Consider the following 12212-nt stretch of genomic DNA (forward strand, 5'->3'; position numbering starts at 1 on the left):
TGCCGGCGATGCTGTTAAAGCGCTTTGACGTCGATGATCTCGACATCAAAGGTCAGGGTCTTGCCGGCCAGCGGGTGGTTGAAGTCGACGGTGACCTGAGCGTCATCGAACGCTTTGACCACACCGGGCAATTCAGTGTTCGCCGCGTCATTGAAGATCACCAGCAAGCCTTCCGACAGCTCCATGTCCTGGAACTGCGAACGCGGGATGATCTGCACGTTCTGCGGGTTGGGCTGGCCGAAGGCGTTTTCCGGCTCGATCGTCAGATGGCGCTTGTCACCAGCCTTGAAGCCGAACAGCGCTGCTTCGAACCCGGGTAGCAGGTTGCCATCGCCGACCTTGAAGGTCGCCGGGGCCTTGTCGAAGGTGCTGTCTACGGTGTCGCCGTTCTCCAGGCGCAATGCGAAGTGCAAAGTGACTTCGGTGTTCTGACCGATACGTTGTTCAGTCAATACCTGTTCAGTCATGAACGGCTTCTCCGGTTTTCTTGCTCTTGAACATATCCAGGGCCAGCATCACCGCGCCGACGGTAATGGCGCTGTCGGCGAAGTTGAATGCCGGGAAGTACCAGCGGTTCTGCCAGTGCACCAGGATGAAATCGATCACGTGCCCCAGGGCGATGCGATCGTACAGGTTGCCCAGAGCCCCGCCCAGTACCAGGGCCAGGGCGATGGCCAGCCAGGTTTCATTGCGCCCCAGGCGCTTGAGCCAGACCACCAGCACCGCGCTGACCACAATCGCGATCAGGGCAAACAGCCAGCGCTGCCAGCCGGAGCTGTCCGCAAGGAAGCTGAAGGCCGCACCGGTGTTGTAGGCCAGGGTCCAGCTGAAGTAGTCCGGGATCACCACGATCTGCTGGTACATGCTCAACGAACTTTCGAAGTGCAGCTTGCTGACCTGGTCGATGACCAGGACCAGCACGCTCAACCACAGCCAGCCCAGACGGCCGAAACGGCCTGCGGCGTTAGGCATAGTGACGAACCTCGCCTGCGCCGCTGATGTTGTCCACGCAACGCCCGCAGATTTCCGGATGCTCCGGATGCACACCAACGTCTTCGCGGCAGTGCCAGCAACGGGCGCACTTGACGAAGCTCGACTTGACCACTTTCAGCTTGAGGCCGCTGACTTCGGTTTCCACCGCGTCAGCCGGGGCCTGGGCCAGAGGCGCGACGCTGGCGGTGGAGGTGATCAGCACGAAGCGCAGTTCGTTGCTCAGCTTGGCCAGATCGGCCGACAGCGAATCCTCGGCGTACAGGGTCACTTCGGCCTGCAGGTTGCCACCCACCGCTTTCGCGGCGCGCTGGTTCTCCAGTTCCTTGTTGACCGCGGCCTTGACCGCCATGATCCGCTCCCAGAAGGCGCGGTCCAGCTCGAAGCCTTCCGGCAACTCGCTCAGGCCTTCGTACCAGGTGTTGAGCATCACCGATTCGTTGCGCTCGCCCGGCAGGTACTGCCACAGCTCGTCGGCGGTAAAGGCCAGGATCGGCGCGATCCAGCGCACCAGCGCTTCGGAGATGTGGAACAGCGCGGTCTGGCAGGAACGCCGGGCCTGGCTGTTGGCGCCGGTGGTGTACTGGCGGTCCTTGATGATGTCCAGGTAGAAGCCGCCCAGCTCCTGCACGCAGAAGTTGTGCACCTTGGAGTAGACGTTCCAGAAGCGGTATTCGCCGTAATGCAGCTCCAGCTCGCGCTGCAGCAGCAGGGTACGGTCCACGGCCCAACGGTCCAGGGCCAGCATGTCTTCAGCCGGCAGCAGATCGGTGGCCGGGTTGAAGCCGCTCAGGTTGGAGAGCAGGAAGCGCGCGGTGTTACGGATACGCCGGTAGGCGTCGGCGCTGCGCTGCAGGATCTGATCGGAAACCGCCATCTCGCCGGAGTAGTCGGTGGCCGAAACCCACAGGCGCATGATGTCGGCGCCCAGGGTGTCGTTGACCTTCTGCGGGGCGATCACGTTGCCCAGGGACTTGGACATCTTGCGGCCGTTCTCGTCCACGGTGAAACCGTGGGTCAGCAGTTCGCGGTACGGCGCGTGGTTGTCGATGGCGCAACCGGTGAGCAGGGACGAGTGGAACCAGCCGCGGTGCTGGTCGGAACCTTCCAGGTACAGGTCGGCACGCGGGCCGCTTTCATGGCCCATCGGGTGCGAACCGCGCAGCACGTGCCAGTGGGTGGTGCCGGAATCGAACCAGACGTCCAGGGTGTCGCTGATCTTGTCGTACTGGCTGGCTTCGTCGCCCAGCAGTTCAGTGGCGTCCATCTTGAACCAGGCTTCGATGCCTTGCTGTTCGACGCGCTTGGCCACCTCTTCCATCAGCTCGACGGTACGTGGGTGCAGTTCGCCGCTTTCCTTGTGCAGGAAGAACGGAATCGGCACGCCCCAGTTGCGCTGGCGGGAGATGCACCAGTCCGGACGGTTGGCGATCATCGAGTGCAGGCGCGCCTGGCCCCAGGCCGGGACGAACTGAGTGTCCTCGATGGCTTGCAGGGCGCGCTGACGCAGGGTGCCGCCGGCTTCCGGCTGCTTGTCCATGCCGACGAACCATTGCGCGGTGGCGCGATAGATCAGCGGGGTCTTGTGACGCCAGCAGTGCATGTAGCTGTGGCTGATGGTTTCGGTGTGCAGCAGCGCGCCGACTTCGCTCAGCTTGTCGACGATGGCCGGGTTGGCCTTCCAGATGAACTGGCCGCCGAAGAACTCCAGCGACGACGCGTAGACACCGTTGCTCTGTACCGGGTTGAGGATGTCGTCGTTGACCATGCCGTAGCGCTTGCAGGTCACGAAGTCGTCTTCACCGTAGGCAGGCGAGGAGTGAACCACGCCGGTACCGGCGCCCAGTTCCACGTACTCGGCCAGGTACACCGGCGACAGGCGATCATAGAACGGGTGACGGAAATTGATCAGTTCCAGGGCCGAACCCGGGGCGGTGGCGATCACCGAGCCTTCCAGGCTGTAGCGAGCCAGGCAGGACTCCACCAGTTCTTCGGCCAGGACCAGCAGGCGCTCGCCGGCATCCACCAGGGCGTAGTTGAACTCCGGATGGACGTTCAGCGCCTGGTTCGCCGGGATGGTCCACGGGGTGGTGGTCCAGATCACGATGGCGGCGGGCTTGGCCAGCTTGGCCAGGCCGAAGGCGCCAGCCAGCTTGGCTTCGTCGGCAATCGGGAAGGCCACGTCGATGGTGGCGGACTTCTTGTCCTGATACTCGACTTCCGCCTCGGCCAGGGCCGAACCGCAGTCGAAGCACCAGTTCACCGGCTTCAGGCCCTTGAACACGAAGCCACCCTTGACCATTTCCGCCAGGGCACGGATCTCCCCGGCCTCGTTGGCGAAGTTCATGGTCTTGTACGGGTTGGCCCAGTCACCCAGCACGCCCAGGCGGATGAACTCGGCCTTCTGCCCTTCGATCTGCTCCGACGCGTAGGTGCGGCACAGCTCGCGAGTCTGGTCCGAAGACAGGTTCTTGCCGTGAGTCACCTCGACCTTGTGCTCGATCGGCAGGCCGTGGCAGTCCCAACCCGGAACATAAGGCGCGTCGAAACCCGCCAGGGTTTTCGAGCGGATGATCATGTCCTTGAGAATCTTGTTGACCGCATGACCGATGTGAATCGAGCCGTTGGCATAGGGAGGACCGTCGTGCAGGACGAACTTGGGACGATCCTTGCCAATCTCGCGCAACTTTCCGTACAGGCCAATGCTGTCCCAACGCTGCAGAATCTGTGGTTCGCGCTGAGGCAGGCCGGCCTTCATTGGGAAGGCGGTGTCCGGAAGGTTTAACGTGGCTTTATAGTCGGTCATTTAAGGCTCTTCATTAGCGATTGGCGCTATGGATACGTGCCACTTGGGCACGGGCGGCGGCAACATCCGCATTGATCGCCGTCTTCAACGCCTCCAGGGAGGCGAAACGCTGCTCTTCACGCAGCTTGTGGTGGAAAACCACCGTCAAACGCCGGTCATACAGATCGCCGGCAAAATCTAAAAGATGAACTTCCAGGTGGGCCTTGCCATCACCTGCAACCGTGGGCCGCACACCAATATTGGCGACACCGGGCCAGGTCTTGCCATCGATATCGACGCTCACCAGGTAGACCCCGGACAGCGGCACGCGGCGGCGTTTCAATTGCACGTTGGCAGTGGGCGTACCCAACTGGCGCGCCAGCTTCTGCCCGTGCAGGACCCGTCCGGCAATCCGGTACGGTCGGCCGAGCAGCCGCTCGGCCAGATCAAAGTCGGCAGCGGCCAGGGCATTGCGGACCTGGGTGCTGCTGACGCGCAAGCCATCCAGCTCAACGGTCTGCGCGGCTTCCACGGTAAATCCGTGGGTGGCTCCGGCCTGTTGCAGGAACTCGAAATCGCCAACCCGGTCGCAGCCGAAGCGGAAATCGTCCCCCACTTCCAGGTGCTGCACACCCAGGCCGTCCACCAGGATCCGCTCGACGAACTCGCTGGCGCCAAGCTTGCTCAGGCGCTGGTTGAAGGCCAGGCACAGGACCCGATCGACACCTGCCTGAGCCAGCAACTGCAGCTTGTCGCGCAAGCGGGCCAGGCGGGCCGGGGCGGTCTCTGGGGAGAAAAACTCCCGCGGCTGCGGCTCGAAGATCACCACGCAGCTGGGCACGCCCAACTCGAGCGCACGCTCACGCAGCCGCCCCAGAATAGCCTGGTGACCACGGTGAACACCGTCAAAGTTGCCAATAGTGGCGACGCAGCCCCGATGCTGGGGGCGCAGATTGTGGAGGCCTCGAACCAGCTGCATAACGCGCTTCTTGCTCATAAAGTGGCCGATTATAACCACACCCGGCGGCCGACGACAGGCAACACCGTAACCCAAAGTGATCGAACCGACAAAACCCGTGCCCGCCCTGCCCCGACCATTAAAGCGTCATCAGTTCAAGGCTTTGCGATTGAAGTCGCGCAAACGGAAGCCCAGCAGGGCCAGCATGCCGAAATAGGCCACCACGCCAGCCACCACCAGAACCCCCAGACGCAGGAAACGCGCAAGCATAAGCCCCTGATCCCAGGCGGGCATGAAGTGCAGCAACCCCAGAAGCACACCGGACATGACCGCCACGGCCACCAGCAACTTCAGCGCAAAGCGCCCCCAGCCCGGCTGCGGCTGGAACATCTGCTGCTTGCGCAGCTGATAAAACAAAAGGCCCGCGTTGATACAGGCTCCAGCACTGATGGCCAGGGCCAGGCCGGCGTGCTTCAAGGGGCCGATAAACGCCAGGTTGAGCAACTGGGTGACGACCAGGGTGAAAATGGCGATTTTCACTGGCGTGCGGATGTTCTGCTGCGCATAAAAGCCCGGCGCCAGCACCTTGATCACGATGATCCCCAGCAAACCCACGGCATAAGCCACCAGCGCACGCTGGGTCATGGAGGCATCAAAGGCGCTGAACTCGCCATATTGGAACAGCGAGACCGTCAGCGGCTCGGCCAGTATGCCCAGGGCCAGGGAGCACGGCAGCACCAGGATGAAACACAGGCGCAGCCCCCAATCGAGGATCCGCGAGTACTCATGACGATCCTTGCTGGCGTAGGTCTTGGCCAGGGTCGGCAGCAGAATGGTCCCCAAGGCGACCCCCAGCACGCCGGACGGCAGCTCCATGAGCCGGTCGGCGTAATACATCCAGGACACGGAGCCGGCCACCAGGAACGAGGCAAAGATGGTGTTGATGATCAGCGAGATCTGACTGACGGACACCCCGAGAATCGCCGGCAGCATCTGTTTCATCACCCGCCAGACACCGGTGTCCCGCAGATTCAGGCGTGGCAGCACCAGCATGCCGATCTTCTTCAGGTGCGGCAGTTGGTAGAGCAGTTGCGCCAGGCCACCGGCCAGTACCGCCCAACCCAGCGCCATCACGGGCGGATCGAAATACGGGGTCAGGAACAGCGCGAAGATGATCATGCTGACATTGAGCAGCGTCGGCACGAAGGCCGGCACCGAGAAGCGATTCCAGGTATTGAGAATCGCCCCGGCCAGCGAGGACAGAGAAATCAGCAATATATAAGGAAAGGTCACCCGCAACAGATCGGAGGTCAGGGCGAATTTTTCCGGCGAATCGACGAAACCAGGCGCCGTGGCCCAGATCACCCAGGGCGCGGCAATGATGCCCAGGGCCGTGACCAGCGCCAGGACCAGGGTCAGCAACCCCGAGACATAGGCAATAAAGGTGCGGGTCGCCTCCTCGCCCTGCTGACTCTTGTACTCCGCGAGGATCGGTACGAAGGCCTGGGAAAAGGCGCCCTCGGCAAAGATCCGTCGCAGCAGGTTGGGCAGTTTGAAGGCGATGAAGAAAGCATCCGTCGCCATCCCGGCGCCGAAGGTGCGCGCGATGATGGTATCGCGGACAAACCCCAGCACCCGGGAAAGCATCGTGATAGAGCTGACCGCGGCCAATGACTTGAGCAGGTTCATGAAAAGGTTGTTTGCCTGTAGATAAACAGCAGGCGAAAAGACGCCCACTTATGCGATACTCCGCGCCGCAACAGCACAGAGCCAAAGCTCGCGAGTTTACAGGTCAAGCGCCGGAAATAAATATCCCGCCTCTTCAGATCGACCACTCAGCGGAACGTATCACCCGCCCTTGACAAGACTTCAACTCATCGGCATGATTCGCGGCCTATTTTGTTTGCTATTTCCCAAAAAGTCTTTCGAGGAGCTCGACGGTGGCCAACACACCTTCCGCCAAAAAACGTGCAAAACAGGCTGAGAAGCGTCGCAGCCACAACGCCAGCCTGCGTTCCATGGTTCGTACCTACATCAAGAACGTAGTTAAGGCCATCGACGCCAAAGACGCCGCTAAAGCGCAAGCTGCTTATGTTCTGGCCGTGCCAGTTATCGACCGCATGGCCGATAAGGGCATCATCCACAAGAACAAAGCTGCTCGCCATAAAGGTCGTCTGAATGGCCACATCAAGGCTCTGAACCTTGCTGCTGCAGCCTAAGCGACGCGCTTGTTAAAAAACCGACCCAAGGGTCGGTTTTTTATTGCCTGCCATTTATCACCTTGACCAGCCAGCCCCACCCGGAGCCGGCCCGCCAAGATTCAATATTTCACTGATGCGGCCAAGGCAGGATAGGAATCGCCGTCACCGCATTCTGCGGACTGCCCTCGATCACCCGATCACTGTAGACCAGATACACCAGGGTGTTGCGCTTCTTGTCGAGAAAACGCACCACCTGCATGGTCTTGAACACCAGGGAAGTACGCTCCTTGAAGACCTCCTCACCATCCTTGAGCTCACCCTTGAACGCGATCGGCCCCACCTGACGACAAGCGATGGACGCCTCGGCACGATCCTCCGCCAAACCCAGGCCACCCTTGAGGCCACCGGTCTTGGCTCGCGACAGATAGCACGTCACACCGTCCACCTTGGGATCATCGAAGGCCTCGACCACGATGCGATCGTTCGGCCCGACAAACTTGAATACCGTGGACACCTGACCAATTTCCTCGGCCGAAGCCATGAACGGCATCGCCAAGAGCAAGCCCAACAATCCTTTTGCTACGCGCATTCGCTTTTCCTTAGATCGCTTACACCAGAATCAGGTTGTCGCGGTGAACCAGTTCCGGTTCAGCCATGTAACCCAGGACACCCACAATTGCATCAGAAGGCTGACCGATGATCTTCTGCGCCTCAAGCGCACTATAGTTGGCCAGGCCACGGGCGATCTCACGACCGTCGGGCGCCACGCAAACCACCATTTCGCCACGCCGGAAACCGCCCTGGACCTGCTTGACCCCAACCGGCAACAAGCTCTTGTTGCCCTGAGCGAGCGCCGACACCGCCCCTTCATCCAGCACCAGGGTGCCACGGGTCTGCAGATGCCCGGCCAGCCACTGCTTGCGAGCCGCCAGCATGCCGCGCTCCGGCGACAACAAGGTACCTATGCGCTCGCCGGCCTTGAGGCGATCCAGCACCCGCTCCAGACGCCCACCCACAATGATGGTGTGCGCACCGGAACGCGCCGCCAGCCGCGCCGCCCGCAACTTGGTCTGCATGCCGCCACGCCCCAGGGCGCCGCCGGTACCTCCAGCCACGGCGTCCAGCGCCGGATCATCGGCACGCGCCTCGTAAATCAACTGAGCATCGGGATTGCTGCGCGGATCGGCGTCGAACATGCCATCGCGATCCGTGAGAATCACCAGCAGATCAGCCTCCACCAGGTTGGCAACCAGCGCCGCCAGGGTGTCGTTGTCGCCAAAGCGGATTTCATCAGTGACCACGGTGTCGTTTTCATTGATCACCGGAATCACCTTGAGCTCCACCAGCGCCCGCAGGGTACTGCGCGCATTGAGGTAACGCTTGCGATCCGACAGATCGTCATGGGTCAGCAGAATCTGCGCGGTATGCCGGCCATGCTCGGCAAAACTCGACTCCCAGGCTTGCACCAACCCCATCTGGCCAATGGCAGCGGCCGCCTGCAACTCATGCATCGCACTCGGTCGTGCGGTCCAGCCCAGGCGGCTCATCCCGGCCGCCACAGCGCCCGAGGAAACCAATACCAACTCGACGCCGGCCTCATGCAAGGCCACCATCTGCTCGACCCATACACCCATTGCAGCGCGATCCAGCCCCTTGCCGTCCGCCGTCAGCAGCGCGCTACCGATCTTCACGACCCAGCGTTGCGCACCCGTCACCTTGCTCCGCATCTTATTCAACCTTTGCCAGCGAGCGGCGCGACCGAGCGCCACTCATGGGGTTATTCGTATTCACAGCTTGCAGATACCAAAACGCCGCTCGAATGAGCGGCGCCTTGAGAGCTGGCTGGCAGCGATGATAACACCGCGCCAGGCCAGATAAACCGTCTTCGCGGGCCAGCCCGCGACGACAGGATCAGTCGCGGACGTAGATGATTTCCGGACCGTCCTCGTCATCCACATCCTCTTCATCCCAATCATCGTCACCGATGTCGTGGACGCTCTTGACGCCACTGCGACGCAGAGCACGCTGGTCATCCAGCGCCTGCAACTGGGCGCGCGCCTCGTCTTCGATACGCTGATCCAGCTCGGCCAGCTCGTCGGCGTAGGCCGGGTCGGCCGCCAGGCGATCAGCGCGATCCTCCAGGTAACGCATGATGTCGCGACTCAGACGCTCGGTGCCATCCTTGGAAATGGCCGAGATCACGTAGACAGGGCCAGTCCACTGCAGGCGATCGACGATCTCCTTGACGCGCTCCTCACGCTCTTCCTCAAGAATCTGGTCGCTCTTGTTCAGCACCAGCCAGCGCTCGCGCTCGGCCAGGGACGGGCTGAACTTGACCAGCTCGTTGACGATCACCTCCGCCGCATCCGCCGGACTGCTTTCATCCAGCGGCGCCATGTCCACCAGGTGCAGCAGGATGCGCGTGCGCGCCAAGTGCTTGAGGAAGCGAATCCCCAGGCCCGCGCCATCGGAAGCCCCTTCGATCAGACCCGGAATATCGGCAATGACGAAGCTCTTCCAGCGATCGACGCTGACCACGCCCAGGTTCGGCACCAGCGTGGTGAACGGATAATCGGCCACCTTCGGCTTGGCCGCGGAAACCGAGCGAATAAAGGTACTTTTGCCGGCATTCGGCAAGCCCAGCAGACCGACGTCCGCCAGCACCTTCAGCTCAAGCTTGAGATCGCGCTGCTCACCCGGCTTGCCCGGAGTGGTCTGGCGCGGCGCACGGTTGGTACTGGACTTGAACCGGGTGTTACCCAGACCGTGCCAGCCACCCTGCACCACCATCAGGCGCTGACCGGCCTTGGTCAGGTCACCAATGACCTCCTGGGTGCCAGCATCGATGATGGTGGTGCCGACCGGAACCCGCAGCTCCAGATCCTCACCCTTCTTGCCGGTGCAGTCGGTGCTGCCACCATTGGAGCCACGCTCGGCATCGAAATGCCGGGTGTAACGGTAGTCCACCAGGGTGTTGAGGTTTTCGTCGGCAACCATATAGATCGAGCCGCCGTCACCACCATCACCGCCGTTGGGACCACCGTTCTCGATGAATTTTTCCCGACGGAAACTCATGCAGCCATTGCCGCCGTCGCCAGCTTTTACTCGGATCGAAACTTCATCAACAAACTTCATGATCAAACGCCTCTCGCCGCACGGGCGAGCTGAAGAAACCAAGACATAAGACTCTTGCAAAAATGAGCGCAGCGACCTCAATCAACGACCGAAACATCCAACGCTGCCAGCTCGTACAAACAGTTTTGCAAGAGACTCATCCCACAAACGAAAAAGCCCCGTCGCGAGACAGGGCTTTTCCAGCGATCGCGCAATTAAGCCGCGACAACGCTCACGTAACGACGACCGAAGGCGCCTTTTACTTCGAACTTGATCACGCCTTCGATTTTCGCGAACAGGGTGTGATCTTTACCCATGCCAACGCCGTAGCCAGCGTGGAATTGGGTGCCGCGCTGACGCACGATGATGTTGCCGGCCTTGATGACCTGGCCGCCATACATCTTCACGCCAAGGCGTTTGGCTTCTGAGTCGCGACCGTTACGGGTACTACCACCAGCTTTTTTGTGTGCCATGAGTTCAATTCTCCTAGTGAGGAATTAGGCTGAAATTAAGCCTGAATACCGGTGATTTTGATCTCGGTGAACCACTGGCGGTGGCCCATACGCTTCATGTGGTGCTTACGGCGACGGAACTTGATGATGCGGACTTTATCGTGACGACCTTGGGAGATCACTTCAGCCTTGACGGTTGCGCCAGCAACAACAGGTGCGCCGATGTTCACGTCGTCGCCGTTGGCGACCAACAGAACGCGGTCAAAAGTCACGGATTCGCCAGTGGCGACTTCCAGTTTTTCGATCTTCAGGTATTCACCTTCAGCGACCTTGTATTGCTTACCGCCGGTAACGATTACTGCGTACATGGTATTTCTCCGATAATCCTGCTCACCCAGCTCTTTATAAGAAGAGGTATTGGCTGGCATGGCTGCATGGGGCTGGAACGGCCCAAGTGCAATTGCGTAAGGCAGGTGCTGCCCAGGAAGTTCAGGGTGCGCGATTGTACGCAAGGCACAATAGCGATGCAAGTGCCGTTCAGGCGGCGCCAAGCACCGCCGGGAGCGCGCCTTGACACCTGCGGACGCGGGTCCTAGCATGCCGCGCAACCCTTCTGGAGCACCTGTCGCTGATGCAACCCCAAGCTTTCTACCGCGCGGTGGCGGACGATTTTAGCGCCGTCGACGGCATCATCAAGAAACAGTTGACTTCCCGAGTACCGCTGGTTTCGAAAATCGGCGACTACATCACCTCGGCCGGAGGCAAGCGCCTGCGCCCGCTGTTGGTGTTGCTATGTGGCAAGGCCCTGGGCCGCGAAGGCGATGACCTGCGCCTGCTGGCCGCCACCATCGAGTTCCTGCACACCGCCACCCTGCTGCATGACGATGTGGTCGACATGTCCGGCATGCGCCGTGGCCGCTCCACCGCCAACGCCATGTGGGGCAATGCTCCCAGCGTGCTGGTGGGCGATTTCCTGTACTCGCGCTCCTTCGAGATGATGGTCGAACTGGGCTCGATGCCGGTCATGCGCATTCTGTCCCAGGCCACGCGGATCATCGCCGAAGGCGAAGTGCTGCAACTGTCCAAGGTGCGTGACGCCAGCACCACCGAAGAAACCTATATGGAAGTCATCCGCGGCAAGACCGCGATGCTCTTCGAAGCCTCGACCCACAGCGCCGCCGCCCTGGCCGGTGCGACACCGGAACAGTCCGAAGCCCTGCGCACCTTTGGCGATCACCTGGGCGTGGCCTTCCAACTGGTGGACGACCTGCTGGACTACCGTGGCGATGCCGAAACCCTGGGCAAGAACGTCGGTGACGACCTGGCGGAGGGCAAACCGACCCTGCCGCTGATCTACACCATGCGCGAAGGCACCCCGGAACAGGCTGCCCTGGTGCGCCAGGCCATCCAGAAAGGCGGTATCGAGGACCTGGAAAGCATCCGTGCAGCGGTTGAGGCGTCGGGCTCCCTGGACTACACCGCACAGCTGGCTCGCGACTACGTGGCTCGCGCCATTACTTGCCTGGAAGCCCTGCCACCCAGCGAATACCGCGACGCACTGGTGGAACTGAGCGAATTCGCCGTCGCCCGCACCCACTAAAATGCACCGGCTCCTGCCTATGCGCAGGAGCCGGCGCAACTTCCCAGCGCCCCCTCCCCGACAAAACCCTATACAATGTGCGCTTTTTAGCCATCCTGACTTTGAGGAGCTT

At 61.3% G+C, this 12212-nt stretch carries 12 protein-coding genes; 2 read left to right on the plus strand and 10 right to left on the minus strand.

Annotated elements, in window-relative coordinates; all coding sequences use genetic code 11:
• Positions 1-14: 14 nt before the first annotated feature.
• From fkpB to murJ, 5 genes are all read right to left on the minus strand, one after another.
• Complete coding sequence (fkpB, locus tag POS17_RS26095; RefSeq protein ID WP_060841163.1) at positions 15-467, minus strand: FKBP-type peptidyl-prolyl cis-trans isomerase; 453 nt, start codon at positions 465-467, stop codon at positions 15-17.
• Entirely contained in the window at positions 460-972 is a 513-nt protein-coding gene (gene lspA, locus POS17_RS26100) for a signal peptidase II (RefSeq protein ID WP_016964296.1), read from the minus strand. The genes fkpB and lspA overlap by 8 nt, the downstream gene beginning before the upstream one ends.
• Positions 965-3796 carry an isoleucine--tRNA ligase gene (gene ileS / locus POS17_RS26105; protein WP_060841164.1) on the minus strand — a complete coding sequence of 944 codons (2832 nt, stop codon included), beginning with the start codon at positions 3794-3796 and terminating at the stop codon, positions 965-967. The genes lspA and ileS overlap by 8 nt, the downstream gene beginning before the upstream one ends.
• A gap of 13 nt (positions 3797-3809) precedes the next feature.
• Positions 3810-4754, minus strand: coding sequence for a bifunctional riboflavin kinase/FAD synthetase (gene ribF / locus POS17_RS26110; protein ID WP_060841165.1), 945 nt, complete (start codon positions 4752-4754; stop codon positions 3810-3812).
• Between the two features lie 129 nt (positions 4755-4883).
• Entirely contained in the window at positions 4884-6422 is a 1539-nt protein-coding gene (gene murJ / locus POS17_RS26115; RefSeq protein ID WP_060841166.1) for a murein biosynthesis integral membrane protein MurJ, read from the minus strand.
• A 251-nt stretch (positions 6423-6673) separates the two neighbouring features.
• Here murJ and rpsT point away from each other — a divergent pair, with 251 nt between their 5' ends.
• Positions 6674-6952: a 30S ribosomal protein S20 gene (gene rpsT / locus POS17_RS26120; protein WP_016967023.1), complete on the plus strand. Its 279-nt coding sequence runs from the start codon at positions 6674-6676 to the stop codon at positions 6950-6952.
• A gap of 109 nt (positions 6953-7061) precedes the next feature.
• On the opposite strand, the gene POS17_RS26125 is transcribed toward rpsT, so the two are convergent.
• The 5 genes from POS17_RS26125 to rplU form a co-directional block, all read right to left on the minus strand.
• Positions 7062-7523, minus strand: coding sequence for a CreA family protein (locus tag POS17_RS26125; protein ID WP_060841167.1), 462 nt, complete (start codon positions 7521-7523; stop codon positions 7062-7064).
• A 19-nt stretch (positions 7524-7542) separates the two neighbouring features.
• The gene (gene proB / locus POS17_RS26130; protein WP_060841168.1) at positions 7543-8661 is read right to left on the minus strand and encodes a glutamate 5-kinase; all 1119 of its coding nucleotides are present in this window, start codon (positions 8659-8661) and stop codon (positions 7543-7545) included.
• A gap of 184 nt (positions 8662-8845) precedes the next feature.
• Entirely contained in the window at positions 8846-10069 is a 1224-nt protein-coding gene (cgtA, locus tag POS17_RS26135; RefSeq protein WP_016967026.1) for an Obg family GTPase CgtA, read from the minus strand.
• A gap of 194 nt (positions 10070-10263) precedes the next feature.
• Positions 10264-10521 carry a 50S ribosomal protein L27 gene (gene rpmA, locus POS17_RS26140; protein WP_003228360.1) on the minus strand — a complete coding sequence of 86 codons (258 nt, stop codon included), beginning with the start codon at positions 10519-10521 and terminating at the stop codon, positions 10264-10266.
• Between the two features lie 35 nt (positions 10522-10556).
• A complete protein-coding gene (gene rplU, locus POS17_RS26145) occupies positions 10557-10868 on the minus strand; it encodes a 50S ribosomal protein L21 (RefSeq protein WP_003228361.1) in 312 nt (103 codons plus the stop codon).
• Positions 10869-11131: 263 nt separating this feature from the next.
• Here rplU and POS17_RS26150 point away from each other — a divergent pair, with 263 nt between their 5' ends.
• Positions 11132-12100, plus strand: coding sequence for a polyprenyl synthetase family protein (locus POS17_RS26150; RefSeq protein WP_060841169.1), 969 nt, complete (start codon positions 11132-11134; stop codon positions 12098-12100).
• Positions 12101-12212: the final 112 nt, after the last annotated feature.

The sequence above is a fragment of the Pseudomonas sp. Os17 genome (assembly GCF_001547895.1).
Classification (GTDB): Bacteria; Pseudomonadota; Gammaproteobacteria; order Pseudomonadales; family Pseudomonadaceae; genus Aquipseudomonas.